Below are 25,025 nucleotides of genomic sequence, written 5' to 3'. Positions count from 1 at the left end.
GATAGGCCGAAGACTGTCCTGAGCGCCACCATGATCCATCAGGGTAGCGGAATAACGATATCGTGCCAAAATGGACACGAACGTCAAAAACTCTTAAGGGCACCAAGATCAGCCGGGTTTCCACACAGCCTCTCCGCTGAGCTGACCTCGGTGCCTTGCCCCAATAGGCCAAAGCTGTGGAATTCCTTATGTCACAGTAATTGCTCTGTAGGGAACGTTTCAAACTTGACTAGTCGAAAGCAAAAAACCTAAGCGTAATTACGATCTATTTACGAATTTTTTTCACAAATTATTGAAATAAAACATTAAACTTTGCTTCTAGAGCGCACCAGTATTTTTACCCGATGCAGTGAAGATCCCTTTTTATATGAGGTTATTCAGGGGGTTGTGGGGGCGTTTCTCTTACTGAATTGCGCTAAAAACCATTAAAATCGCCATGCAAGGTATACGAAATTCCAAGTCCTTTAAAAAGCGCGTTTAGCATTGCGTGCAAGGAATGAGGGATCATCAAAGTTAACCGCCGCCGTTTGCCCGTAGGAGAGATGGCGGCCTTAGATCAGGCGATCACCTTACAGGGTTGGAAAATTCCGGACGTTTTCGCGACTGTGTACCGATTGCGCCAAGCGGGCCAACTCGCTTTTCATCGCGTTAATACGGCGCGATAACCCCACGACATTCGGGGATTTGTTGCCCATTGAGGGGGTCGCCCGAACAGCAGGCTTGATTGAAGCCCGAAACGCCCACAACATGCAGAAAATACATTCCATTTGCGGTGTGTCTAAAATGATGTCTGTGGTGACATCAGGGATAAGGTTGAAGAATGACGATTGAAGATGAAAAAGCGCTCTTGGAAACATTGGCAGCACAGGAAGCGCAACTGGTGTTTCCGAAGTTCAGCACTGATATGGCGTTGACGCTTGGCGCTCGGTTGATGGCGCATGGTCAGGAACATGACTTACCGATCTCGGTTAATATTTCCCGCAACGGGCAATGCCTTTTTACCTGTGCACTGACGGGGGCTCGCCGCGATAACGAGGTCTGGATTCAACGCAAAAACCGTGTCGTGAACCGGTTTGGCCATAGCTCGTTCTATATGGGGACGCACCTGCGCGCTCTGGGAACAACAATGGAAGCGAAATACCTGTTGCAGGAGAGCCGTTATGCGGCGCACGGCGGGGCGTTTCCAATTCTGATCAAGGAAACGGGCCCGATTGGGACGGTGACGGTTTCGGGGCTATCGCAACGGGATGATCATGATCTCGTTGTAAAGTTTCTAGGTGAATTGCTGGCGGAAACTTGATGGCGGCGGCTTGGGGCTGAAAATTTTCCCGAGCTTCCATCTGGCGACCATTGGCAATTGCCGCCAACTGGCTTGAGAGCAGATCTGTGAAAATACGCGCGACAAGCGTTTAGGGAGTGAGGGTACCTCACGCCAGCTAAAGCTATTTCCGAGAAAAAATTACGCTTCGAATGATTGAATACGTTTGCAATATTATTGGACGTTGATAGTATTCCTCTAGAAATTTCACACTCAATCTCTATCGAATAGGAAAAGTTATGCAGTCCACTTGCCCACCGTTCAAGGGTATTCACCAGCTTTGCAAACCAAAAGACAACGGAGCATCAGACGCGACGGATATCTCAAATTTGGTGAGTAAAGTCCTGTTTGCAGTTCAAAAGGACGGTGATCACGCCGTCGCAGAATTTGCTTTGAAGTTTGACCAAAGTGATCTGACCGAATTTGAGGTGTCGCTTGAGGACCGCGAAGCCGCTCTCAGGGAGCTTGATCCGCAAACGCGCGCAGACACTGAATTTGCGATTGCAAACGTACGCAAGTTTGCGGAGGCGCAACTGGAAACGATGCTGCCACTTGAAATAGAAATCCGCAAAGGTGTTCATCTTGGGCACCGGATTATTCCGATTGAACGGGTGGGTTGCTATGTGCCGGGGGGCCGCTATCCGCTGTTGTCCGCGCCGATCATGACTATTGTTCCGGCCAAAGTCGCGGGCGTGGATGAGGTTATCGCTTGTTTGCCACCGAATGCGCATCGGGCGATGATTGCGGGCTGTCATTTGGCGGGGGCTGATCGCATTTTCCGCATTGGCGGCGCTCAAGCGATTGCAGCGATGGCGTTTGGCACCGAAACCGTTCCCGCCGTTAACAAGATCGTGGGGCCGGGCAATGCATACGTCAACGAGGCCAAGCGGCAGGTTTTTGGGCCAATTGGCATCGACCAACTCGCCGGACCCTCCGAGATTTACACCCTTGCCGATCATACGGGCGACGCGGAGATGATCGCGACCGATCTGCTGGCCCAAGCGGAGCATGATGTGCGCACGCGTGTCGGTTTGATCACCACGGATTCCGACTTGGCACATGCCGTCAAAGACGAGATCGAGAAGCAACTTAAGGTTCTTGCCACCGCAGAAACGGCCGAACAAGCATGGCGGGACTATGGCGAAATCGCGATTTGCGACGACGAGGCCACGATGATTGCCTACTCTGATTTCATTGCCGCCGAGCACTTACAGGTTCATACAGCTGATCCCAAAGCCTTCGCGGAAAAGCTGCGCAACTACGGCTCTTTGTTCATCGGCGAGCTGGCGAGTGTTGTCTATTCCGACAAATGCTGTGGTACCAACCACACGCTGCCGACCATGGCGGCGGGGCGTTATACTGGAGGGTTGTGGGTTGGAACCTATGTGAAAATCGCGACCCATCAATGGATGGAGCCCGAGGGGGTGATGGCCGTTGGGCCGTCCGCCGTGCGTCAAAGCACGAGTGAAGGCCTAGACGGTCACAGACGCGCGGCCCAGTTGCGACTGGACCGGCTTCAAGCGCTGTAAGGGTCGCCCGCGCCGTGGTCGGTGGCGGCTTCAAAAGCCGCGCCGACACGGCACACGGTGGCTTCGTCGCCGTGCCGTCCTACGATCTGTAGGCCCATCGGCAATCCGTTGGCAAATCCCATCGGAACGCTCAGGACAGGGTGGCCCGTCACGTTGAATGGCAAGGTACGCATCGCTGTCCATACGGTTTTGCCCTCGGCAAAGGCGCTAAACGGTGGCGCGGGGGCCATTGTGGTTGGTAGGATCAGGACGTCATGGTCCCTCAGAAGTGTATCAACTGCTGCGCCAAACCCTCCGACAAATTTCTGTGCAGCCACGAGTTGGCGCGAAGTGACGGATTTTCCGGACAGGATGCTTTTCGCAGCGGCCGGCCCCACATCCGACGGTTGCGCCTCAATTGTATGGCCATGGGACGCGTATTCTCCGGCAAGGATGATTTGGGCTGCCGCGGCTTCAACGGCGGCATAATCAGGCAATTCAACCAAGCTCACTTGGGCGCCACAAAGGGATAGGACCGAGGCGGCTTCATCCATCAGGGGTTCGAGGGCCGGATCGGCCGCCGTGTCGGCACACCACGCGCGGCCATAGGCAATACGCGTTCCAACCACACCCAACAGTTCGGCGCGTGCAGATTTTGTCAGAACGGCAAAGACTGCAGCCGCCTCTGTGACGTTGTGCGCAATCGGGCCGACATGGTCCAGAGCCGTGGCAAGGGGCATGACGCCGTCAAGGGACACCGCGCCATAAGTTGGCTTAAGTCCGACAACCCCGCAGTAGGACGCGGGGCTGCGCACCGATCCGCCCGTATCTGTTCCAAGGGCAATGCGTACCATTCCAGAGGCCACAGCCGCCGCCGATCCAGACGAGGAGCCACCCGTCACATGGGCGGGATTCCATGGGTTGCGGGGCTGTGCATAGAGGCTGTGTTGATCGGGACCAACGGTCGCCAACTCATAGGTCGCAACCAAGCCCAAAGGAACCGCACCTGCGTCCAGCAGGGTTTGCACAGAGGGGGCGGTGGAGGTTGCGATACGATCTTTTTGCAAGCGTGATCCCCAGCGCACAGGCCACCCTGCTACGTCGAAAATATCCTTGATTGCGAAGGGAATACCGTGCAGCGGGCCGAAATCCTGCCCTGCCGCAAAAGCGGTATCTGCTGCCTGTGCTGCGGCCGTGGCGTCTTCAGGGGCCACATGCACAAACGCGCCAATCGCTGGGTTGCGGTCCGCGATCCTTTGGAGGTGTGCCGCGACAAGGATGGTGGCTGTTAACGTTCCGGATCGCAGCGCCGTCGCGGCTTCGTCAATCGACAGGTCGGCGGGATCGATCTTCATGTGCGTGCGCGTTCAAAATTCGCCCAAGCTTTTTCAAACCGTGCGAAATCAAAGCCAGCTTCCTGTGCTGGGCCAAGGACCAACTGCTCGGTTTCCTGCATCTTGGTGATTGCTTGGGCGAGGTGGTCGATCACCTCGGGTGGCACAACGACCGCCCCGTGCTGGTCCGCGTGGACCAAATCCCCAGGGGACACTGTTAGTCCAAAGATCGTCACGGGGCCGTCAAGTTCGGTGACGTGGACGAAGCCATGACTGGGGCCGATGGAACCCGCCACCACGGGGTAATCTGGTGCCATATCTCCAAGGTCGCGCATCACGCCGTTGGTCAACGTCCCCGACAGACCAAAGCCCTTGTGGATTGTCGTATTCACTTCGCCCCAAAAGGCGCCAATGGCGTGGGGATAGTCCTCGTCCTCAACGACACAGACAGAGGGTTTGGGGGCTTCTGCCATTTGTTTGTAATAGGCCATGCGACGGGCGCGGATCACATCTGCGGGCTCGCTTGGCGGGGTTATGGCGGCAATTTTGGCGGTGCTGGCATAGCCGACAACCACGCCGACGGGATCATTGATCAGCATTGTGCCGCGGGTGAAGGCGTTAAAACCGCGCTTGCCTTGGGCGACTTCGATGGCGTTGCAGACGGTAGGCGTATCAACAGAGCGCAGGAGTGCGAGAAGTTCGGGGGTCATGTATCAGTCTCCAGCCAGCGGGTGAGTGTGGCATTTGTTAGGTCGGGTTGTTCGAGCGTGGGTAAATGGCCCGCGCCCTCGATGACGGTAAGAGTGGCGTTGGGAACCAATGCACAGATCAGTTCATGTCGCTGCACGGGGCATAGGGTGTCAAACCGTCCGCAAAGTGCGAGCGTCGGCACGGTGATGTGGCGCAGGGTGTCCTGCTGATCGGGGCGGGATTGGAGCGCGCGCGATTGGCGGACGAAAACCTCGGGGCCTAGCGCTTTTGCCATGTCCATGCAGATGTTTAAAATCTCTTGCCGTGCGGGGCCGTCGGCGAGATAGCGTGGCTTCATCTCGTCGCGCATCACAGAGTGCAGGTGTCCCGTCTGTACCTTGATAATCTGCGGTTCGCGCGCGGCTGCGACTTCGGGAAGTTCCGCCAAAGGGTTGGTATCCAAAAAGGCAATCCTGTCCACGCGTTCTGGGGCCAAACGTATAACCTCCATCGCGACTATACCGCCCATAGATAGCCCCGCCAGCGCAAAACGCGGCGGCGCTTTGCCTAGGACGTTTTGCGCCAAGCCCGTGATGGTCTGCGTGGCGATTAGGGGGGCCACATGCACGACGTGATGCGCCGAAAACGCCGCGATTTGCGGGGCAAATAACCGTGCGTCGCACATCATACCGGGCAGCAGGACTAGCGGGATCATGAGGCCAGTTTCGCTCCTTCGGAGAGGGCGGAAAGCTTGGCATAGGCGATATCGGGATCGACCGCGCCAAAGCCTGCAAAGGTGCCAAACCCGCAATCGGTGCCCGCGATAACGCGCTCGGCCCCTACGATGTCTTTAAAGCGTTCAATCCGTTGCGCGATCAATTCGGGATGTTCGACGAAGTTGGTCGTAGTATCGACCACACCGGGGACGAGCACTTTGTCGTCGGGGATATCGGCCTTGCGGTCGCGAAATACCGCCCATTCGTGGCCGTGGCGCGGGTTTGAGGTTTCAAACAACGTATAGCGCGCCTTGGCGCTCATCAGGGTGTCAAACATCTTGGACATAGGGATATCACAGACATGTGGCCCCTCGTAATTGCCCCAGCAAATATGGATGCGCACCTTGTCTTGCGGCACGTTTTGCAACGCATGGTTCAGCGCCTCGACATGGGAGGCGGCGATTTTGAGGAATTCGTCGTCGCTCAGATCATTGAACAACATGTGTCGCGACAAGGCCAGATCGGGGCAGTCCAGTTGCAGGTCTAAACCACTGGCGACAATGGTTTCATATTCAGCTTTCATCGCATCCGCCAAAGCTGCCAAATAGGCCTCGCGGGTGGGATAGAAATCGTTTTGCAGGAAGAGTGAAATCACCCCGGGGCTGGCGGCATTCATAAATCCGCGCTCTGCGCCGTGTTGCGCCATTGCGGCCTTTAGATTGGCGATGTCTTTTTCCAATTCGCCTTGGCCTTTTGAGGTCACTTTGCCCACGCACATGGGGCGTGCATATTGGGGCGATCCGCCGTCGCCGGCCAATCGTTTCAGATAGGTCGGAAATTGTTTGAGGTCAGCAGGGGCGTTGCGTGGGCTGTCGCCGTCAAAACCCGTGTAGCGGTCTTTGACGTAGGTGGCATAGCTAATCTTGGAGGTTTCGCCGTCACTGACGATGTCAACGCCGGAAGCGACCTGATGGCGCACGGTTTCGGACACCGCCGCCGTCATGGCCGCATCAAAGGCCCCCTGATCGTAGTCCGTGCCGTTTTCACGCGCAAAGATGAAATCTACCACCTCTTGGGTGCGCGGAAGACTGCCAACATGGCTGGTTAGGATTTTGGTCATAGGGGCCTCTTTTCTTTTTTATATCAGTCAGTTGACGAATTTATCCTTGCCACGTCAAGCCCGCTGGGTCAGCGGTTTGCGTCACACGATACAGGGAGGACTCACCCGTCATTGAGGGGGTGATGCAGTGCGCTACATTCGGTGGAATGGCGACGGTATCGCCCGGATTTAGCGTTGCGCTGCCGCCGTCATACGTCAGTTTCCAATGACCGCGCATGGGCATCAAAACGGTATTCTTGTCGTGGCTGTGCATCACTGACGGGGCCGAACCACGGGTGATGAAATCCACCTCAAACCCCGGTTTGTCGCGCAAGATGCCGTTTTCGCCAATGACTTTCGCAGGTTCGCTATCGCCCATTGCATAGAGATCATAATAGCGCGCGACATAATGCGGGACCACATCGCGGGTTGTGGGCTCGGGGTAATCTTTCAACTGCTCTTCTGTTAGCAACGGCATCGGCTTCACATCCGCAGGCAGGTTTTGGCCCTTTTTGGTGTCGTAAAGCTTGCCGTTTTCGCCAAGTACCAGCCCGTGATCGGCGGCATCGGTGATCACTTGGGGGGCCCAGATCACGCCACCGCCTGCATCATCGCCGCCAAGGACGGCCATGATCATCCCATAGTCGGTGCCGATGTTTTGAAAGCCGCGAAAGATGCCCGTGGGAATATTGATGATATCCCCTTCTTCAAGGATCACTTCGCCCGCATCGCCCCAGCGACCCCAGAAAAACCTCCAGCGGCCCGAAAGGATGAAAAACACTTCCGCTGTGCGGTGGCTGTGTAGAGAATTGCGACAGTGGGGAGGTTGGCCCGCCGCGCCGATATTAAAGCCCACTTGATCGGAGATATGGACGTGCTGGTCGGCGCTTTCCGACACGCCTCCGCCGATGATGGTGAAGTTTTCTTTTTGGTTACTCCCCGGTGTGTGGGCGTCGATAAAGGCAGTTTTGCAAGGCATTAGGTCGCCATAGCGGACAATGCGTTTTTCCATTTCTGATGGGGTCATTTTGTGTCTCTCCTGAGAACGTCTTGATGTATCTGGTTTAGTGTAGCTGTTTGGAGGGCGCTATTTGGCCCAGCGGATGCGGGTTTAATCTGCGCGCCCGACAGCTGGCCAGAACGCCATGACGATGCAAAAGGGTGCGAGCGATGCGGATCATGTTTGTGCCTCGTGAAGGAGGATTTGTTTCCAGATCGCGACCTCGTCCCAAAGGCTCCATTCGCGGCGCAAGCCCCACGGGCCGAACTCTGCGTGGGTGAATCCCATGATGTGAACCGGTGCTCCTGTTGGCGCTCCGAAAACACCATAACCAGTGTGATGACCCGTCAGGCTCCAGCGTACGGCGGCGCGGTCTGGCTCTCCCTGATCTGAGCGCCCAATGCGATGATGCACCTCGAATTTGGCGTCCGGAAAGGCACTGCGCAATTGCATCCACTGTGCCTCGGCAAAGGAACGTCCCCAGCCCGTGACGTTTCCTGCATGGTAGATATGGGCCGCGCGATCATAGGTTTTGCCAATAACCGCGACGTCATAGTCCATGATATGCGTCAAAATATCGGCCAGGCGTGTGCCAAGGTCGTGGTCATTGCCCGTGCCCGTATAGGGGCCGGGGCGGTCCTGATCGGGGGTGAAGGGGCGCTGGGCAGTCTCCGGCCCGCCTTCGCGTGCAATGGATGCTGTGGCCCAATCGCGCGGGCTGTGGCCCATTTGCTGCACCATCGAGGACACGTCATAGCAGAGCCATTCGTCGGTAATAACGTCGTCTTGCACGAAACAATCCGCGATACAGCGGGTCGTTACAACTTTGCCCGTCGGGGGGCCGAACACGCCGTGGCCCGTATGTCGCCCCGTGATGATTGAGCGGTGCGACGATAGATAGCCGTCCTTTTCGGTGCCCGACCAAATCACGTCGTCGGCAAGGATTTCGCGGTCGGGGAAGACGGCTTGACTTGCGAGGGTGTCCTTTATCACGCCCTCGGTCCCGATGATCAGCGCCGCCGTGGAGCGCATGATCATGTCCTTGCCATAGGATTCATGCAGCGACGCGATCTGGCGTCCCTCCCAAATCTCGTAAGTGACGCCTTGGATATAGTCGGGCAGGGTGGCAAAACGGCTCATTCTACGTTTCCGGTGTGCAAGTGGATTTGTTTCCAAATCGCGACCTCGTCCAGAACGGTAAATTCGCGCCGCAAGCCCCATTCGCCCCATTCGGCGTGGGTCGCGCCCATGATATGGATCTCGGCCCCAGTTGGCGCTCCGAAAAATCCGTGGCCGCTGTGTTTGCCCGTAAGGGACCAACGCACCGCCGCACGATTGGGAGTGCCGGCGTCAGATCGACCAATGACGTGGTGGATTTCGAACGTCGCCGTCGGGAAGGACGAGCGCAGACGCATCCAGTCCGTCTCGGCAAAGCCATACGACCAGCCACCGCGTGATCCCCAATGTTCCGTGCGCACGGCACGGTCGTATTCGGCGCGGATAACGGTGAAATCCTTGTCCATAATGCGGGTGAGGATGGAGGCGAGCCTTTGGCCCCATTCGTTGTCGTTACCGCGTCCCGTATAGGGGCCGATGACGTCATCGCGCGGGTGGAATGGACGCTGACAGGTCTCGGGGCCACCCTCTTGCTGAATTTGATAACGGGCATAGTCGGCGGGTTCCCAGCCCAGTTGCCGCGCAATGCCGCCTGCGTCACGGATCAGCCATTCATCGTCGATCACGTCGTTTTTGGCGGCGCAATCGGCGATCCCACGGATCACGAAACTTTTGCCCGTTGGCGGACCGTACAGGCCGTGCCCTGTGTGGGTGGCAGTCGTCAAAACACGGTGCGAAGACAGGTAGCGTTCGGGGTCTGTGCTGTCTTGCGACCAGATGACGTCCTCGCCCAGAAGTTGGCGGTCGGGAAATTCGGCCAGTGTCGCGAGCGTCCCGTCGATGACGCCTGCATTGCCCGTGACCAGCCCCGAGGGGAAGCGCATCGGGATATCTTTGCCGTAGTAGTGGTGCAACGTCGAGAGGCCACGGTCTTCCCAGATTTCCTTGGTAATTTTCAAGATGTAGTCTGGGAAGTCTTTGAATTGGGGGGAAAAGCCCTTCATGTGTGCTGTCCTGTATGGAGTAAAATTTGTTTCCAGATCGCTGTTTCATCAATGAGCGCATATTCGCGGCGGATTGTGGGGTCGCCAGCGCCGAATGGCCCGAATTCGGCGTGGCACATGCCCATAATATAGACCTCGGCACCTGTGGGTGTGCCAAACCGGCCCCAGCCACTGTGCTTGCCATGCAGCGACCAGCGCAGCGCGGCACGCGGTGGCATCAAGGGATCATCGCGGCCAACGATATGTTCGATTTTGAAGGTGGCAGTGGGAAAGGCGGCGCGCAGGCCGATCCAAAAGGCGTCGGCTTCGGCCCACCCCTGTCCGTTTTGGCCGCTGGGATAGTGCAACGCGCAGGCGCGATCATAGTGGCGTGGAATAGCGTCCAACTCGCCGGCCATGAGGGCGTTTATCGTCGCGGCATAGCGCTCGCCCCATACATTGTCGTTGCCTTTGCGGTCGTAGGGACCAGCCACGTCGCTCGCGGGTGTCATGGGCGGCACGCAGGCCGTTGGGCCGCCTTCACGGGCAATCAGGTCGCGGGTCCACTCAACAACGTCAAAGCCCAATTGTTGCACGATTGCGGATTGGTCGCGGACCAGCCACTCGTCGTAAACCGCGCCGTCGCGGATCGCGCAATCTGCAAGGATGCGGTAGGCGATTTTACGTCCTGTGGGGGGGCCGTACATGCCAGCGTGTGAATGGGTCGCGGTGCAGATCAAACGATGCGACGAGAGGTAGGCATCGGAGGTGGCAGTCGCGCCTGCGGGATCGTCGCACCAGATAACGTCTTCGCCGAGCAACTCGCGGTCTGGAAACTCAGCAAGCGTTGCCATGGTGGCCGCGATGACGTTTGAGTTGTCGACCACCACCGATGCAGGAGAGCGGACGATCAGCCCGTCGGCATAGAGGTCGCGCAGGGAGCCGATCTTGCGATCCTCCCAAATCTCTTTGGTTATACCGATGATATAGTCGGGCACATCACGCCATTTTGGGTTAAAACCGCGCATCCCTATGCCTTCAAAGTCTTGGTGGAGCCGCGCAAGATCAGTTCGCCTTGAAATTGCACTTTTTGAGGCGGCGCGGCGGGGTCTTTGATGCGGGTCAAGATGGTCTCGACGGTTTGCGCCACCATCCGGTTGATCGGCTGGCGATAGCTGGTCAAATCATAGGCCGGCCATGCGGCGATGGGCACATCATCAAATCCAGCGATGCTGACGTCTTCGGGAATGCGCAGACCCAGCTTGGAGCGCAACGCGTCCATCACCGCGAAGGCCATATGATCGTTGCACACAAAGGCGGCGTCGGGACGGTCGGAGCCGGCAAACATCTCAAGCGCTGCGGCGCGGGCCATCTCGTATTTAAATCCGCCGTTCTCCCGAAAGGACAGGGCAAGGCCTGCCTCTTCAAGCCCGTCACGGAACCCCGATTCACGGTCACGTTGGGTTGAGGCCCCTTCAAATCCGGCGATGTAGCCGATTTTCGTGTGACCAAGGGCTGCGAAATGCGCTGCGATTTCACGACCGCCACGGCGATTGTCAGTCGTGACGGACGACATCAACGGATCGTCTTGGTCCCGATTAAAGAGAACGACAGGGATGCCATGATCGTTGCACCGCGCCGTAAGTTCTGATGACATGGATACTGAGGCCAGCACGATGCCATCCACTTGATAATCCAGAATTTCTTTCATAACGTCCTGAACGTCGCCAATGGTGGGGGCGGCCATGAAAACGAGCACGTGGTAGCCTTCGGCTTGCAGCGCAATTGACAGGCGTTCAACGACTTCGGGATAGAACTGGTTTTCAAGATAGGCGACAACAAGGCCAATGATGCGGCTTTTTCCGGTAATCATTGCACGGGCCAAAACGTTGGGGCGATACCCCAATGCTGTCGCGGCTTTGTCCACCTTCTCACGCGTTGCTTTTGAAACCGAGGCTCCGGGCGTGTAGACACGGCTGACTGCCGATTGACTAACGCCCGCCTTTAGCGCGACTTGTAGTGATGTGATTTTTTCGTTTGCCATCAGTCTGCTGTCCAACCTCCGTCTATGAGCATTGAGGTACCAGTTACCAGAGAGGACGCGTCCGAGGCCAGATAAAGAACGGCCCCCATGATGTCCTCAACTTCGCCGACGCGACCAAGTTTGATCTTTTCGGTAATCCATGCGGCGCGTTCGGGGTTTTCGAACGTCACCGCCGTAAGTGGCGTGCGAATGAACGTTGGGCAAATGGTGTTGACGCGAATTTGACGTGGTCCCCATTCGATGGCCATGGCCTTGACCATCCCCTCAAGCCCGTGCTTTGACGCGCAATAGACGGCGCGATCAATGCCGCCAACATGGCCCATCTGGCTGCTGATATGGATGATCGACCCCGCCCCAGTCATGCGGCGTGCCGCGTAGATCGACAAGAAATACGCCGACCGCAGATTGAGCCCCATGACGGCGTCGTAGTCCTCGGGTGTTGTGTCCAAGGCGGGCGAGTGGCGGGCCAGCCCAGCTGAATTCACGACGATATCAAATGGGTCTTGCGCGTCCACTGCGGCCTTCGTGGCCTCAAGGTTGGACAGGTCCAACAACAGCGTTTCCGCCGACCAACCATTGCTGGCCATTTCATCTACCGTGGCCGATAGTTTTTCAACGCCCCGCGCGGCACAAACCACATGCGCGCCAGCCTCGGCCAAAGCAACGGCGCAGGCTTGACCGATTCCAGACGACGCACCCGTCACGAGGGCACGTTTGCCATCGAGGCGCATGGAAGGTGTACGTGGCAGAGTCATTCTGCGGCCTCCTTATAAGGGGCGCGTTCGCCATAGGGCACGTTGATCCCCCCATAGCGGCGAACGCGGAGGTTGCATTGTTCGGCGTGGGCCACGAACCCTTCCAGCATACACAAACGAGAGCCATAGGCGCCAATGGCCGCGGCGGCCTCGTCGGTGGTGATCCGTTGGTAGCTGTGAGTTTTGAGATACTTGCCAACCCAGAGACCACCGGTATAGCGACCCGCCTTCTTCGTTGGTAAAGTGTGGTTTGTTCCAATGACTTTATCGCCGTTGGCAACATTCGTGCGTGGCCCCAAGAACAAGGCACCATAACAGGTCATTTTTTCCAGAAACCAATCGTCGCGGTCGGTCATGACCTGCACGTGTTCGGAGGCAATATCGTCGGCCACCTCCAGCATTTCGTCATAGGTATCACAGACGATAATCTCGCCGTAGTCTTCCCAACTTTTCGACGCGGTGTCGGCCGTGGGGAGGATTTTCAGGAGGCGGTCGATTTCAGCCATTGTGGCGCGTGCCAATTTTTCGGAGTTGGTCAAAAGCACACAGGGGCTGTTGTAGCCATGCTCGGCCTGTCCCAGAAGGTCGGTCGCACAAAGTTCGGCGTCGGCGGCGGTTTCGTCGGCGATCACCATTGTTTCGGTCGGACCTGCGAACAAATCAATCCCCACACGGCCAAAAAGCTGGCGCTTGGCTTCGGCCACAAAGGCGTTGCCCGGACCGACGAGCATATGCACAGGTTCAATCGTCTCGGTGCCAAGTGCCATGGCGCCAATGCCCTGAATGCCGCCCAAAACGTAAATCTCATGCGCGCCGCCTAAATGCATTGCGGCAATCACTGCGGGGTTGGGCTCGCCTTTGAAGGGAGGGGTCGCTGCGATGATACGCGGAACGCCAGCGACGGCGGCGGTGGCCACGGACATATGGGCGCTGGCAACCATCGGAAATTTGCCGCCCGGAACATAGCACCCAACCGATTGCACGGGGATGTTTTTGTGGCCCAGAAACACACCGGGCAGGGTCTCAATTTCGATATCCAGCATACTGTCACGCTGGGCCTGCGCGAAATTACGCACCTGCACCTGTGCAAAGCGAATGTCCTCGAGATCGCGCGGATCAACCTTTGCGATTAAAGCCTGAATGTCCGCGTCCGAAAGACGGTAGCTTGCAGGGCTGTAATTGTCGAACTTTTCGGCCATTTCACGCACGGCCACATCTCCACGCGCCTCGATATCCTTTAGTGCCGCTTCGACGGTGGCCCGCACAATGTCATTATCAGCCGCCCGTTCAGATTCGGGTTTCCCGCGCTTGAGATAGGTCACAGTCATTTCAAATTCCTCATGCAGGGTGCGTTGGTGTTAGGGTTCCGTTATCGTAGTTTTCCCAGCCGTGCCCGTTAAACACGTCGCGGCCAAGTTGGGCGAGGACGAAGGCGAAATCGACTGATACCCAGTTGTCTTTTATGCGGTTGCCGTCGATTTTCCAGAAGTCCATGTAGGGAATTTTGACGCGCTTGTTGGTGGGCGCGATCCCCATGAAGGTGCCCGAATGGGTGCCCTCGATATGGCCAAAGCACGACGCCCATTCCCCTTCACAAATAAAGCGATCAGTTTTGTATTCTCGCTCGGTGAAGGCCGCACGCAGGGGCAGTTGCCAATTGTTGCGGAAGGCATCCAAGCCTGGCTTGGTGCCGCAGCCTTGGTTGCCGATCCAGCGGAAATCTTCGTGGAAATGGCTGGCCATGTCGTTGGAATTGTCGCCAAGTGCGGCTTCCATTCGCAAAATAACTTGCCGTGTTGCCTCGGCCTCGGTGAGTGCACTCATGGGAGAGCAATCCTTTCGCCAGACGCCGTGTCAAACAGATGACAGATGCTTGCGGGAATGCGCGCTTCGACCACTTCGCCAATCGCTGCACGATAGTCCTTGTGGGTTTTGACCGAAACAAGAGCCCCCGCCAAACGCCACGTAATCATCGAGGCCTCGCCAAGGAGTTCGATCGAATACATCGGTGCCGCGATCTGGCCGCCACTGGTGACAATCTCGGCGTCTTCGGCGCGGAACCCGAGGGTGACATTGCCCGATGGCCCCGCAGGCAGCCCCTCGACACGCATGTTTTGACCTTCGAACACGCCATTGGACAGCGTGCCCTCAATAAGGTTCATCGCGGGAGATCCAATAAAGCTGGCCACGAACGTGTTGGCGGGCATGTCGTAAATATCGGTCGGTGTCCCGACTTGCTGAATTTTGCCAGCATTCATAACGACCACGCGGTCAGCGAGGGTCATCGCCTCGATCTGGTCATGGGTCACATAGACGGTCGTGGTTTTCAGTTTTGATTGCAGGTTTTTGATCTGCGCCCGTGTACTGACACGCAATTTGGCGTCAAGGTTCGAGAGGGGTTCGTCCATAAGGAACACTGTCGGTTTGCGCACAATGGCGCGTCCAAGCGCCACGCGTTGTCTTTGACCACCGGACAACTCCGCTGGACGACGATGCATGAAATCCTCAAGCTCGGTCATCCGCACGGCTTCCATCACCATCTCGTGGTGCTTTTCTTTTGGCACCTTGCGGACGCGCAACGGGAACCGGATATTTTCATATACGGACAGGTTCGGGTAGAGGCCGTAGGACTGGAACACCATGCTGATGTCGCGGTCCTTGGGTTCGAGTTTATTGACGACACGATCCCCTAAGATGATCTCGCCTTCCGTGACGTCCTCAAGGCCCGCGATCATCCGCATGGTCGTGGATTTGCCACAGCCCGAAGGCCCGAGCAGCACCAGAAATTCCTCGTCCGCGATGTCTAGGCTGAAGTTTTCGACGCCCACAAAGGAGCCCCAACGTTTGTTTACATTTTTGAGTTGAAGTCTGGCCATAGTGAGCCCCTTATCCTTTGACGGCGCCAGCGGTCAGACCGCTTACGATTTGACGTTGGAAAAACATGATGAGTACGAAAAGCGGTAAAATCGCCGAGACCACCGCGGCTACGGCATACATGACCTTGCCTTCCTCTTGCGTGGACCCCAGAAATCCGTTGATCTTGGGGATCATCGTTGCGTTTTCTTGCGTCAGCAGCATCGATGTTACGGTAAAGTCGTTATACGCCAACAGAAAGCTGAACAGCCCTGTGGTGACCACACCTGGCCACATCACGGGGATGATTGCCAGTCGGAAAGCCTGAAAGCGGGTGCAACCGTCGACCATTGCGGCTTCGTCCAAATCCTTTGGGATCGAGAGGAAGAAACTGTGCAGCATCCACAAGGTGAAGGGTTGGTTGATCGCGACAAGAACGACGATCGTGGTCAGCTGATACCCCCAGATATTGAGTTGGAAGAAAGGCAGCAAATAGCCCGAAACCAATGTCACGTGCGGCATCGCCCGAAAAATCAGCGCCGCCATGAGGAGCCAGAACGTATATCTGAACCCCGAGCGCGCCAGAGCGTACCCGCCGAGGGTTCCCAGCGTCAGCGAGATGACAACAACCGATAGGGTGATCGTCGCCGTGTTGACAACCGCGCGCCAAAACTCTTGCTCAATCCATGCGCCCTCATAGCCATTGAGGGTGAAGGCCCCCCCCGTTTGTCGCTCGGTGATTGGCCCCGTGATCGCGTTCATCCAGTTTGCGCGGGAAAAGAAATCTCCCTCAACTTTAAAGGAGCCCCACATGGTCCACAGGAAGGGGAAGGCGGCGATGAACAGCCAGATCAGCACGAAGGCAATTGTCAGCGCAAGAAGCGGGAGCGGCTTTTTGTGTGTTGGGTTAGACATGCTTCTGACTCCTCAAGTCTTGCGGTTGAATTCGCGCGAATTGCGGCGCAGAACCGGCAACAGCAAGATGAATACGCCAACAATCGTCAGCATCGATGTCGCAGCGGCCGACCCATAAAGCGGGGACTCTGCGGCGCGCAGATCGTTGTAGATCAGGTAACTCAGCGAGGTCGCACTCGCCGCGGCCGAGAAGCCGATGATTGGTTCGAAAACACGGAAGTTATCCATTAATTGCATCAGCGCAATGAAGGTCACGAGTGGCGTCATATAAGGCACAATGACGAAGCGCACGCGCTCCCATCGGTTGGCTCCGTCGACCATTGCAGATTCAAGCGTATCCTTTGGCACCGTTTGCAGCCCCGCATAGAAAACGACGAAGGCAAAGGGCGCGCTGTGCCAAACTCCGTAGACGAACAATGTGACCCACGTCAGCATCGGCGACGCTTTGAGGGATAGAGAGGGATCGGAAAACAGCGTTTGCAACCCCGCCCCAATGATCCCTCGACTGTCGATCATCCAGAACAGGACCAGCGATCCCACCAGAGGCGTAACAATCATCGGCAGCAGAGAAAAGAAGATCACCGGCCCCTTGAGCATTTTGGGAATGGAATTGACAACAACCGCGATGATGAAACCGAGAATAATCACCAATGGTGTCACAATAAAGGTGTAGCTCATGGTGAAAATGAAAGCCTTGTAGAACGGCAAATTCATGATTTTATTTCGTATTTCACCAAAGTTTTCACTCGTTGCGAATATCTCACCGATTTCATCATAGGCCAAATGGCTGGCATTGCCGTAGGTGCCTAATCCGTTAAAGCGGCCCGCAGGCTGGCTCTTGCTTAACGCGGACATCGCATTTGCATCGACGCTGACCGAAGCCACGCATCCAAAGGGGCCGCAATTTTCCGCTTCGATCAAAATCTTCTCGTGCTCGATGAATAACGATTGATAGCCTACCGAGATAATCGGGATGGCAATGAACAAAATCATCGCGAAAAAGGATGGCCAGATGAAGGCCAAAAACGTTTTGTGAGGCATGAATGATCTCCTGCTGTGTCCCTCAAGGACACGAGGTGGGTTTGCGCACGTCAAGGAGGAGAGCCGACGCGCGGCTCTCCTCCGAATGGCTTAGTTTAGGAAGCCAGCTTCTGTCGCTGCAGTCTCATACGCCGAAGTGATGTCAGACATCGCCTGCTCAGCACTTTCTTTACCCTGCAGATATTCCGCGAGATTGTCGCCAATTGCTGTGTGCAACAGCCCCATATACGGCAACATTGGATAGGGACGCGCGCCCCCTTGCAGATCGGCAATCACACCCGTTGCGGCATCCGTCGGCTCATAGCCGTCGATCAACCAAACTGCGACGTCGCGGTTGGCTTCCATCATTTCTGGGGAAATTCCCACCATCATCGCGCGGAAAGATGCCTCAGCATCCTCGTCGCTGATGTTCTTGGCTATTGTGAAGCCATCCCACCAAAGTGCTGCGCCTGGTATTGTGCTGTCGCCCAAAGCCGGAGCAGCAGAAAAACGGGTTACGGCTGCGATCTCAGGTGCTGGGCTATCATCGCCAATATAGGCGCCAGCGCGCGAACCCCATGCGATCGCAAACGCCAATTCGCCAGCTTCCCAAACGGGCTTTTGCGAATTGCTATCGTATGTTGCCCAGTCTTGGCTCATGTATTCCGTCATCGCCTTCAGGTTTTCCAGAACCGCGATGCCATCTTCGTTGTCGATAGCGAGCGCAGCACTTCCAGGTGCGAAAAAGTCGTTGCCGGTGCTGAGGTAGGTGTTCACGAATTCAGCAGCGATATTCCAGCCGGGCATAAAATTCGACGCAATGGGTGTTTCCATTACGCCGTTGGCCCGCAGGGTTTCGGCAGCAGCCAGCATCTCTGCAAACGTGGTCGGGACTTCAATGCCGTTTTCGGCAAGGATATCTTGGCGATAGTAAAGATGCTGCGCGTTCGCCATGAACGCAATCGCCATGGTTTTACCGTCGACGCGGATCATCTGGCTTTCGGCAAGCTGGTCGCCATATTTTGCAACAAGATCATCAAGCGGACGGATCAGGTCATCGTTCATCAGCGGGACAACGGAGTTCGTTGCAACGATAGCGACCGTATATGTCGCAGGCGTGATCGTGAGTGCAGGAACCTGAATGTTCTTATGCTCTTCGGTGCGATTGCTCGTAACCTCTACGGTGTCGCTAGCACAGGCCGATGCGGCCTCAGCAATTGCCGCAAGCGCGTCAAAATCATTAGACAGGATTCGGACCGAGCCCGACTCAATGCCGCAGTCGGCCCAAGCTGCGCTGGCTGACGCAATCAGCGCGCATGTCGCGACGGTTGTTTTTAAGTTGAGAATCATTTTTGTTTTCTCCCGTTGGTGAAGGTAAGCCACCCGCAAATCTTTGGAATAGCTCATATATTTTATATAATTGGCATCAAATGGCAGGCTGACGCTCAGGAATCCTAGCGTTGATTGACTACGCATGCAACAAATTTTGGAATGCCACGGAGATGTTGCTGAAAATGGACCTCCGTATTCGCTGGTCTTTCTGGCTTGGTATGAAGGAATTTATTTGTAAATGTGCATATTATACAGTTAATTATGGAATTTATGGCGATTTTGGATGGGAGTTTTAAAAATTCATAGTGGCATATAAAAAAATTGGAGGTGAAAATAAACATATTGCAAACGTATGCTATTTAGGGCTCAAATAGGGCTAGATTCGATTCATAAAGAGAGAAAGATTAAAAATGGTAGCCAAGGAAAGCGGTTCCAAGGAAACAAAACGCGGTGCGAGCGATAAGGTCCTGCAATCAGAGCGACGCGATTTTGTGGCCATGGTGCCCACTGATCGTGATCGTGTGCAGCCCATGAAGGGGTTCGATCCGATTTATACCGACATCGTTGACTACATCATCAGGTGTACGCATCGGATTTGGGACGAGCGGGATGTCGGGTTGATTTATACACATTATACGCACAATTGTGTGGTCTATAGCGCCTCAAACACCACCTATACTCGCGAGGAGGTTGTTCAGGGGACGATCCAGCGCATGTTTATGTTGCCTGAGCGTCGCGGAATGGCGACGCATGTGATTTGGAACGGGAACGAGAATGACGGGTTTTACACCTCGCATCTGGTGACCGGAGCGGGGCGCCACTCCCAGCCCGGTGTTTACGGAAAACCCACCGGTCGAACGTTTGTGGCGCGCACAATTGCCGACTGTATGATTTACGAGAATATGATTTATCGCGAGTGGCTGGTTGTCGATACGATGTCGCAAGTTAAGCAACTCGGATTAGATACGCACGCCTACGCCGAATCCCTTGCCACGAATTATTTCGACAAGGGGTTGCTCGCTGTGGATATGGGCGAAAACCGTCGTTTGCTCGGCCAATATCCCCCCGAGACAGCAGCGGACCTTTCGATTGCCAATAACACCCTAGAGGAAGAAGTGCTGGGCTGGCTTCATGAAATCCACAACAAGCGGATGTTTGGGAAAATCAAGGACGTCTATGCGCCCACCGTTCAATATCACGGTCCGCTGATGAAAGAACTATACGGCCACGGTGCGGTGACGCATCAGGTCGTTGGTTTGTATTCTTCGGTGTCAGACGGCTTTTTCATGCCGCAACACGTTTGTTCGCAACCCTGCGAAGAGGGCGGCACCAAAGTGGCCGTGCGCTGGATTATTGAAGGGCATCACCTTGGTTGGGGCGTGCTAGAAGAGCTTGGAGCGCCCACTGGAAAGCGTGTACAAATTATGGGGATGAGCCATTTCCATATCAAGAATGGCAAGATCGTCGACGAGTGGACGAACTACGACGAGATGTCGATCTTGATGCAAGTGAAGTTGGCGCAAATGGCCGACAAGGACAGTGCTGTTCTAGAAGATATTTAAGGATTGGGGGCTTGGGCGATGTGCCTAGGCCCCCAATCAAACGTCTCTTAGTACCGAACGCTTATATGGAATGGGGCTGATTTTCTGGTGCCTTTGCCTGCAGGTTGCAGCGTTGCCCAGTTTCGGTCATTCCGAATTGGCCTTCACCTGTCGGCACCGATTTGACACTCTCAAATCCACTCTTAATAATCGACTGAGGTTACGCCTGCACAAATTGAAATTGCAGCGCTACGGTTTCCTCGAAATCACAAATGGAATTGCGCAATGACTGACAAGCTGCCCACATTAAAGCGCCAGTTGCATGAAGGGCTCTCCGCACTTTGCGACGCGGGAACTTCGGGTTTGGCGCAAGCAGCAACGACACTTTATCACAGCGACGTTCATCTCCGAGCGTCGCATCCTATGAACGAAGCGCGGGGTGTCAGCGGGCTCCTGGAAACGCTTTGGAGGCCATTGTTGATGTCATTTCCTGATGCGGAGCGCCGTGATCAAATGGTTGTTGGCGGGAGCTACGAGGGGCGCGACTATGTCGGAATGGTCGGACATTATTGTGGGACCTTTCGGAAGGACTGGATGGGTATTCCAGCGACAGGGCGGCCAATTTGCATCCGCTATGGTGAGGTCCATGAAGTAAGGGATGGAAAGATTATCCAATCCAATTGCATTTGGGATGTGTTGGATGTGATCCGGCAGGCAGGGTTTTGGCCTATTGCTCCAAGCCTTGGGACGGAAGGAATGTGGCAAGGTCCTTTGACGGGCGATGGGCTTGATTTTTCACCCCGTGACGAAGCGCAATCCGCTAGAAGTATTGAGCAAACATTGGCCATGCATGCCACCTTGGGCGCCTATGATGATTTGGCGGGCACGGGGCGCGACGGTCTTTTGAATATGCCCCAAAAGGACCACTGGCACCCTAAGATGATGTGGTACGGGCCGTCTGGAATCGGGACGACGCGCGGGCTTCAGGGGTTTGTGGATTATCACCAGTTGCCGTTCCGTATTGCGTTTCCTAAACGCAAAGGCGGGGGGCAATGGGATGATATAGCCGACTTGAAGGCCAAACATAGCGGCGGGCATTATGTGCGCATTGGGGACGGTGCGTATTCCCTGACGTCGGGGTGGCCGAGTGTGTTCGCCAACCATTTGGGCGGTGGTTTTCTTGGGCTTGGCCCAACGAACCGTCAGGTTACAATGCGGGTTATGGATTTCTATTTGCACCATGAGGGATTGATCCGCGAGAATTGGGTTCCCCTCGATATCCTTGATCTGTTGATGCAGATGGGCGTGGATGTGCTTGGCCGAATGGAGAGTCATTTCCGTTGCGGTGGATAGAGTCTGCGACGCGGTTTCGCGAGGGGTGAGTATTGCTACGCGCGCGACCTGTCGCCGGTGAATGTTATCGGAATGCTCGTTGGTCCCCAGCATTCCTTTTCATCCTTGCCATATTGTGTACAACATAAAATGAATCACTTGCTTTTTGCGCGTTAACTGCCACAAATCTACCAAAGAATCTACGCCGCGCTCGTTGTTGTGTACATCTTTGCTTAGAAATTCGCGAAAGGACTGTCCCTTGGCCCAAGAACACGCCGCTTTTAGTCGTTCAGAATATGATCGCCGTATCGTTAAAACTCGCGCCGCAATGCAGGCAGCAGGGCTTGACGTGATCTTCGTGACGGACCCCTCCAATCAAGCATGGCTCACGGGCTATGACGGATGGTCGTTTTATGTGCATCAAGGTGTGATCTTGGGAATGGAGGGCGATCCAATTTGGTGGGGGCGCTATATGGACAGTGTGGGTGCCAATCGGACCTGCTGGATGGGGCCGGACAAAATTCATGGCTACGCGGATAATTTCGTGCAATCCACCGAGCGCCACCCGATGCAGGATTTGGCCGGACATATTCGCGCCCTTGGGTATGAAAGCGCGCGGATAGGCGTAGAAATGGACAATTATTATTACTCGGCAAAGGCCCACGCGGTACTTGTTCAAGACCTGCCGCAGGCACAGATATTTGACGCGACGGCCTTGGTGAATTGGCAGCGTTTGATCAAATCAGAGGATGAAATATCGTTTATCCGCAAGGCAGCGCGGATCACCGAGAAGGTCATCGCCACCGCATTGGACAAGGCCGCACCGGGGGTGAAGAAGAACGAGTTGGTCGCCGAAATTTTCCACGCTGGAATTACGGGTGTGGATGATATTTGGGGGGATTACCCCGCGATCGTACCGCTGACGCCTTCGGGGCTGGATGCAACGGCGGCGCATTTGACGTGGGATGGTGCGCCGATGCGCGATGGGGAGGCGACATTTTTTGAACTTTCTGGCTGTTATCGCCGCTATCACGCGCCGCTGTGTCGGACCATATATTTGGGGACGCCGCCACAAGAAATGCTGAACGCAGAACAGGCACAACTTGAAGGGATCGCCGCGGGCCTTGACGCCGCGCGGGCAGGGAACCGGACTTGTGATATCGCCGACGCGTTTATTGGTACCCTCAAGAAGCACGGCATTCATCGCGAGGGGCGCTGTGGCTATCCTATCGGTTTAAGCTATCCGCCTGATTGGGGCGAACGTACCGCGTCAATTCGCAGCGAAGATCGTACAGTTCTTGAACCCGGGATGGTGTTTCACTTTATGCCCGCCTTGTGGATGGAGAGTTGGGGGCTTGAAACCACTGAAACCATTCTCATCACTGAAAATGGTGAAGCCGAAGCGCTGTGTAATGTGGACCGCAAACTTTTCGTGAAGAATTGACGATGGATAGGCTTTCCCGCACCACCGAAATTTTGCGCGATCTGATCGCTTTTCCAACGATCTCGTCAGACAGTAATCAGGCGTTAATTGCCTATGCCGCCAATCTTTTGGAGGACTGCGGCGCGCGTGTAGATATTGTAACGTCGCCATGTGGTGGCAAGGCCAATCTCTTTGCCACCTTGGGACCAGAGAGAGACGGCGGCATTTTGCTTTCAGGGCATAGTGATGTGGTGCCGGTTGCCGATCAGGATTGGAGTTCGGATCCGTTTGAAATGGTGGAGCGGGACGCGCGCCTTTATGGCCGTGGCACCTGTGACATGAAGGGGTTTATCGCAGCAACGCTTGCGATGGCGCCGCAATTTGCTAGCCAAGTGCGAGAGCGTCCCCTGCATTTCGCGCTGACCTATGACGAAGAAGTCGGCTGTTTGGGCGCGCAGCATTTGGCGCAAACCCTACAAGCACGCAGTTTGACGCCGCGGGTGGCCATTATTGGCGAGCCGACAGAAATGCGGGTGATTGAGGGCCATAAAGGCTGCTATGAATACTCCACCCATTTTCACGGTCTCGAGGGGCATGGGTCCGCACCCGATCTTGGGGTTAATGCGGTTGAATTTGCGGTGCATTATGTGAGCCGTCTGTTGGGCCTGAAAGAAAAGTTGCGCGGTATGGCCCCCGCGAAAACCCGATTTGATCCACCTTGGACCACGGTGAATGTTGGCGCGCTCAACGGCGGGGTGGCCCATAATGTGATCGCTTCCAAGGCGCGGGTGGACTGGGAAATGCGGCCCGTTCAGGGCGGCGACGCCGAATTTGTCAAAGCGGCGTTGCAGCAGTTTTGCGACGTGGAGTTGCTGCCCAAAATGCAGGCCATTTATGGCGAGGCTTCGATCGATCTTGAGATAGTTGGAGAGATTGCGGGACTGATCCCTGCGGATGAAAACGAAGCGCGCCGGATCGTGATGGAGTTGACGGGGGCCAATGATGCGGATGTCGTGGCCTTTGGAACCGAAGCAGGAATTTTTCAGGCGCTGGGCACGGATGTGGTTGTTTGCGGCCCGGGATCTATTGAGCAGGCGCATAAAGCCGATGAATATCTCTCGTTGGATCAGCTATCAGCAGGCCTAGCCATGCTAGATCGACTGGGTGGTGAGCTGGAGATGCAGAGTGAGTGAATCGCTTGAAGACGAAAAGGCTCCCTTAACTGTGCGTGACCGTCATGCCGCCATGCATCAAGAAATTCGCCAACGCATTTGCCTGCTTGATTACCCCCCCGGAATGCGGCTTTCGGAAGCGGCACTGGCCGAAGAATTTGGCACCAGCCGTACGCCTTTGCGACGGGTTCTGGCGCGGCTTGAGGACGAGGGGCTGGTTTTGTCCCATCACGGGGTCGGCACCCTAGTTACTGATGCCGATATCAACGCGCTGGAACAGGTATATCGATTGCGAGTCGAGTTGACGGAGTTGACGGGCCGCCTTGATCCGGTACCGCCAAGTGATGCTTTTTTAGTCAAGATTGATGGGCTGGTACTTCGGGCTGCGCAGATCATTAAGTCTGGCACCGCGCGGGAATTTACCCAGTTTGATATGGACGTTTTCCAAACGCTACTCGATCTCACTTCAAATGCGCCGCTGCGTCAAACCCTTGAGCGGCTCTATTTCCAAACCAAACGGATTTGGTTGAGGACGGCGATTGAGGCACAATTGGATTTGGAGGAAGAGTTCCGAATTTTCCATCATGAGTTGGAGGCCATTCAACTGGCGCTGCTGTCGGGGGATTTGGATGCCGTTGCTCGCATACAACGCGCGCATGTCTCGATGAGTTTTAAACGTCTGCAACGACAAAATGCATGCGCCCAATCAGGCGTTTGAAGACCCGACGGGAGTAAATATCCTTAGGCGAGTTGCTAAGGCGTCCCAACATGGGAACGCCAGATTTTGCATTCCTTTTTTTAGGTGTGCGCCGCGTTCTGCTGTGCAGTCGGTGATAACTGCATTGTGCTCTTCTTTTCTTTTAAGTCTGTGTTA

Annotated in this window: 23 protein-coding genes; 7 read left to right on the top strand and 16 right to left on the bottom strand. The window is 55.6% G+C overall.

Annotated elements, in window-relative coordinates:
* Nucleotides 1–820: 820 nt before the first annotated feature.
* Together AB9F27_RS14460 and hisD (AB9F27_RS14455) are read left to right on the top strand one after the other, a co-directional pair.
* A complete protein-coding gene (locus AB9F27_RS14460; protein WP_335585793.1) occupies nt 821–1,300 on the top strand; it encodes a heme-degrading domain-containing protein in 480 nt (159 codons plus the stop codon).
* 257 nt (nt 1,301–1,557) lie between these two features.
* Nucleotides 1,558–2,847, top strand: coding sequence for a histidinol dehydrogenase (gene hisD, locus AB9F27_RS14455; protein WP_335585792.1), 1,290 nt, complete (start codon nt 1,558–1,560; stop codon nt 2,845–2,847).
* Here hisD (AB9F27_RS14455) and AB9F27_RS14450 read toward each other — a convergent pair.
* The 16 genes from AB9F27_RS14450 to AB9F27_RS14375 all read right to left on the bottom strand — a co-directional run bounded on the left by AB9F27_RS14450 (nt 2,835) and on the right by AB9F27_RS14375 (nt 18,701).
* Nucleotides 2,835–4,181 carry an amidase gene (locus tag AB9F27_RS14450; RefSeq protein WP_335585791.1) on the bottom strand — a complete coding sequence of 449 codons (1,347 nt, stop codon included), beginning with the start codon at nt 4,179–4,181 and terminating at the stop codon, nt 2,835–2,837. The genes hisD (AB9F27_RS14455) and AB9F27_RS14450 overlap by 13 nt on opposite strands.
* Complete coding sequence (locus AB9F27_RS14445; RefSeq protein WP_335585790.1) at nt 4,178–4,870, bottom strand: RraA family protein; 693 nt, start codon at nt 4,868–4,870, stop codon at nt 4,178–4,180. Before AB9F27_RS14445 ends, AB9F27_RS14450 begins: the two co-directional genes overlap by 4 nt.
* Nucleotides 4,867–5,565, bottom strand: coding sequence for an alpha/beta fold hydrolase (locus AB9F27_RS14440; RefSeq protein WP_335585789.1), 699 nt, complete (start codon nt 5,563–5,565; stop codon nt 4,867–4,869). Before AB9F27_RS14440 ends, AB9F27_RS14445 begins: the two co-directional genes overlap by 4 nt.
* The gene (locus AB9F27_RS14435; RefSeq protein ID WP_335585788.1) at nt 5,562–6,686 is read right to left on the bottom strand and encodes a cobalamin-independent methionine synthase II family protein; all 1,125 of its coding nucleotides are present in this window, start codon (nt 6,684–6,686) and stop codon (nt 5,562–5,564) included. The genes AB9F27_RS14440 and AB9F27_RS14435 overlap by 4 nt, the downstream gene beginning before the upstream one ends.
* Nucleotides 6,687–6,726: 40 nt before the next feature.
* Nucleotides 6,727–7,692, bottom strand: coding sequence for a cupin domain-containing protein (locus AB9F27_RS14430; RefSeq protein WP_335585787.1), 966 nt, complete (start codon nt 7,690–7,692; stop codon nt 6,727–6,729).
* Nucleotides 7,693–7,842: 150 nt separating this feature from the next.
* Nucleotides 7,843–8,805: an ester cyclase gene (locus AB9F27_RS14425; protein ID WP_335585786.1), complete on the bottom strand. Its 963-nt coding sequence runs from the start codon at nt 8,803–8,805 to the stop codon at nt 7,843–7,845.
* Nucleotides 8,802–9,785 carry a nuclear transport factor 2 family protein gene (locus AB9F27_RS14420; protein WP_335585785.1) on the bottom strand — a complete coding sequence of 328 codons (984 nt, stop codon included), beginning with the start codon at nt 9,783–9,785 and terminating at the stop codon, nt 8,802–8,804. The genes AB9F27_RS14425 and AB9F27_RS14420 overlap by 4 nt, the downstream gene beginning before the upstream one ends.
* Nucleotides 9,782–10,792, bottom strand: a complete 1,011-nt coding sequence (locus AB9F27_RS14415) for an ester cyclase (protein ID WP_335585784.1) — start codon at nt 10,790–10,792, stop codon at nt 9,782–9,784. Before AB9F27_RS14415 ends, AB9F27_RS14420 begins: the two co-directional genes overlap by 4 nt.
* A gap of 2 nt (nt 10,793–10,794) precedes the next feature.
* On the bottom strand, nt 10,795–11,808 hold the full coding sequence (locus AB9F27_RS14410; RefSeq protein ID WP_335585783.1) for a LacI family DNA-binding transcriptional regulator: 1,014 nt from the start codon (nt 11,806–11,808) through the stop codon (nt 10,795–10,797).
* Nucleotides 11,808–12,563 carry an SDR family oxidoreductase gene (locus tag AB9F27_RS14405; protein ID WP_335585782.1) on the bottom strand — a complete coding sequence of 252 codons (756 nt, stop codon included), beginning with the start codon at nt 12,561–12,563 and terminating at the stop codon, nt 11,808–11,810. Before AB9F27_RS14405 ends, AB9F27_RS14410 begins: the two co-directional genes overlap by 1 nt.
* Nucleotides 12,560–13,891, bottom strand: coding sequence for a histidinol dehydrogenase (gene hisD, locus AB9F27_RS14400; RefSeq protein WP_335585781.1), 1,332 nt, complete (start codon nt 13,889–13,891; stop codon nt 12,560–12,562). Before hisD (AB9F27_RS14400) ends, AB9F27_RS14405 begins: the two co-directional genes overlap by 4 nt.
* A 10-nt stretch (nt 13,892–13,901) precedes the next feature.
* Nucleotides 13,902–14,387 (bottom strand): ester cyclase, encoded by a 486-nt coding sequence (locus AB9F27_RS14395; protein WP_369756604.1) that lies wholly within the window; start codon nt 14,385–14,387, stop codon nt 13,902–13,904.
* Entirely contained in the window at nt 14,384–15,439 is a 1,056-nt protein-coding gene (locus AB9F27_RS14390; RefSeq protein ID WP_335585779.1) for a sn-glycerol-3-phosphate ABC transporter ATP-binding protein UgpC, read from the bottom strand. Before AB9F27_RS14390 ends, AB9F27_RS14395 begins: the two co-directional genes overlap by 4 nt.
* Nucleotides 15,440–15,449: 10 nt before the next feature.
* On the bottom strand, nt 15,450–16,331 hold the full coding sequence (locus AB9F27_RS14385) for a carbohydrate ABC transporter permease (RefSeq protein ID WP_335585778.1): 882 nt from the start codon (nt 16,329–16,331) through the stop codon (nt 15,450–15,452).
* A 12-nt stretch (nt 16,332–16,343) separates the two neighbouring features.
* Nucleotides 16,344–17,372, bottom strand: a complete 1,029-nt coding sequence (locus AB9F27_RS14380) for a sugar ABC transporter permease (RefSeq protein ID WP_335585777.1) — start codon at nt 17,370–17,372, stop codon at nt 16,344–16,346.
* A gap of 90 nt (nt 17,373–17,462) precedes the next feature.
* A complete protein-coding gene (locus AB9F27_RS14375; RefSeq protein WP_335585776.1) occupies nt 17,463–18,701 on the bottom strand; it encodes an extracellular solute-binding protein in 1,239 nt (412 codons plus the stop codon).
* Between the two features lie 392 nt (nt 18,702–19,093).
* Here AB9F27_RS14375 and AB9F27_RS14370 point away from each other — a divergent pair, with 392 nt between their 5' ends.
* The 5 genes from AB9F27_RS14370 (at nt 19,094) to AB9F27_RS14350 (ending at nt 24,869) form a co-directional block, all read left to right on the top strand.
* Nucleotides 19,094–20,245 (top strand): ester cyclase, encoded by a 1,152-nt coding sequence (locus AB9F27_RS14370; protein ID WP_335585775.1) that lies wholly within the window; start codon nt 19,094–19,096, stop codon nt 20,243–20,245.
* Nucleotides 20,246–20,509: 264 nt separating this feature from the next.
* Nucleotides 20,510–21,577 (top strand): ester cyclase, encoded by a 1,068-nt coding sequence (locus AB9F27_RS14365; RefSeq protein WP_335585774.1) that lies wholly within the window; start codon nt 20,510–20,512, stop codon nt 21,575–21,577.
* A gap of 238 nt (nt 21,578–21,815) precedes the next feature.
* Nucleotides 21,816–23,000 (top strand): M24 family metallopeptidase, encoded by a 1,185-nt coding sequence (locus AB9F27_RS14360; protein WP_335585773.1) that lies wholly within the window; start codon nt 21,816–21,818, stop codon nt 22,998–23,000.
* 2 nt (nt 23,001–23,002) lie between these two features.
* Nucleotides 23,003–24,172 (top strand): acetylornithine deacetylase, encoded by a 1,170-nt coding sequence (gene argE, locus AB9F27_RS14355; protein WP_335585772.1) that lies wholly within the window; start codon nt 23,003–23,005, stop codon nt 24,170–24,172.
* Complete coding sequence (locus AB9F27_RS14350) at nt 24,165–24,869, top strand: GntR family transcriptional regulator (protein WP_335585771.1); 705 nt, start codon at nt 24,165–24,167, stop codon at nt 24,867–24,869. Before argE ends, AB9F27_RS14350 begins: the two co-directional genes overlap by 8 nt.
* The last annotated feature ends 156 nt before the right edge of the window (nt 24,870–25,025 follow it).

Origin of the sequence: Falsihalocynthiibacter sp. CO-5D18, assembly GCF_041205445.1 — a bacterium.
GTDB classification, from domain to species: Bacteria; Pseudomonadota; Alphaproteobacteria; order Rhodobacterales; family Rhodobacteraceae; genus Falsihalocynthiibacter; species Falsihalocynthiibacter arcticus.
The sequence above is the reverse complement of the archived record's forward strand: the minus strand, read 5'-3'. Positions and strand labels throughout refer to the sequence as shown.

What these genes read in the sequence shown, in the direction of transcription:
- AB9F27_RS14410 (WP_335585783.1), bottom strand. Translation starts at nt 11,808, where the DNA reads ATGGCAAACGAAAAAATCACATCACTACAAGTCGCGCTAAAGGCGGGC.
- AB9F27_RS14395 (WP_369756604.1), bottom strand. Translation starts at nt 14,387, where the DNA reads ATGAGTGCACTCACCGAGGCCGAGGCAACACGGCAAGTTATTTTGCGA.
- AB9F27_RS14370 (WP_335585775.1), top strand. Translation starts at nt 19,094, where the DNA reads ATGGTAGCCAAGGAAAGCGGTTCCAAGGAAACAAAACGCGGTGCGAGC.
- AB9F27_RS14390 (WP_335585779.1), bottom strand. Translation starts at nt 15,439, where the DNA reads ATGGCCAGACTTCAACTCAAAAATGTAAACAAACGTTGGGGCTCCTTT.
- AB9F27_RS14425 (WP_335585786.1), bottom strand. Translation starts at nt 8,805, where the DNA reads ATGAGCCGTTTTGCCACCCTGCCCGACTATATCCAAGGCGTCACTTAC.
- AB9F27_RS14430 (WP_335585787.1), bottom strand. Translation starts at nt 7,692, where the DNA reads ATGACCCCATCAGAAATGGAAAAACGCATTGTCCGCTATGGCGACCTA.
- AB9F27_RS14420 (WP_335585785.1), bottom strand. Translation starts at nt 9,785, where the DNA reads ATGAAGGGCTTTTCCCCCCAATTCAAAGACTTCCCAGACTACATCTTG.
- AB9F27_RS14445 (WP_335585790.1), bottom strand. Translation starts at nt 4,870, where the DNA reads ATGACCCCCGAACTTCTCGCACTCCTGCGCTCTGTTGATACGCCTACC.
- hisD (WP_335585781.1), bottom strand. Translation starts at nt 13,891, where the DNA reads ATGACTGTGACCTATCTCAAGCGCGGGAAACCCGAATCTGAACGGGCG.
- AB9F27_RS14415 (WP_335585784.1), bottom strand. Translation starts at nt 10,792, where the DNA reads ATGCGCGGTTTTAACCCAAAATGGCGTGATGTGCCCGACTATATCATC.
- AB9F27_RS14380 (WP_335585777.1), bottom strand. Translation starts at nt 17,372, where the DNA reads ATGCCTCACAAAACGTTTTTGGCCTTCATCTGGCCATCCTTTTTCGCG.
- AB9F27_RS14375 (WP_335585776.1), bottom strand. Translation starts at nt 18,701, where the DNA reads ATGATTCTCAACTTAAAAACAACCGTCGCGACATGCGCGCTGATTGCG.
- AB9F27_RS14450 (WP_335585791.1), bottom strand. Translation starts at nt 4,181, where the DNA reads ATGAAGATCGATCCCGCCGACCTGTCGATTGACGAAGCCGCGACGGCG.
- AB9F27_RS14440 (WP_335585789.1), bottom strand. Translation starts at nt 5,565, where the DNA reads ATGATCCCGCTAGTCCTGCTGCCCGGTATGATGTGCGACGCACGGTTA.
- AB9F27_RS14385 (WP_335585778.1), bottom strand. Translation starts at nt 16,331, where the DNA reads ATGTCTAACCCAACACACAAAAAGCCGCTCCCGCTTCTTGCGCTGACA.
- AB9F27_RS14405 (WP_335585782.1), bottom strand. Translation starts at nt 12,563, where the DNA reads ATGACTCTGCCACGTACACCTTCCATGCGCCTCGATGGCAAACGTGCC.
- AB9F27_RS14460 (WP_335585793.1), top strand. Translation starts at nt 821, where the DNA reads ATGACGATTGAAGATGAAAAAGCGCTCTTGGAAACATTGGCAGCACAG.
- AB9F27_RS14435 (WP_335585788.1), bottom strand. Translation starts at nt 6,686, where the DNA reads ATGACCAAAATCCTAACCAGCCATGTTGGCAGTCTTCCGCGCACCCAA.
- argE (WP_335585772.1), top strand. Translation starts at nt 23,003, where the DNA reads ATGGATAGGCTTTCCCGCACCACCGAAATTTTGCGCGATCTGATCGCT.
- AB9F27_RS14365 (WP_335585774.1), top strand. Translation starts at nt 20,510, where the DNA reads ATGACTGACAAGCTGCCCACATTAAAGCGCCAGTTGCATGAAGGGCTC.
- hisD (WP_335585792.1), top strand. Translation starts at nt 1,558, where the DNA reads ATGCAGTCCACTTGCCCACCGTTCAAGGGTATTCACCAGCTTTGCAAA.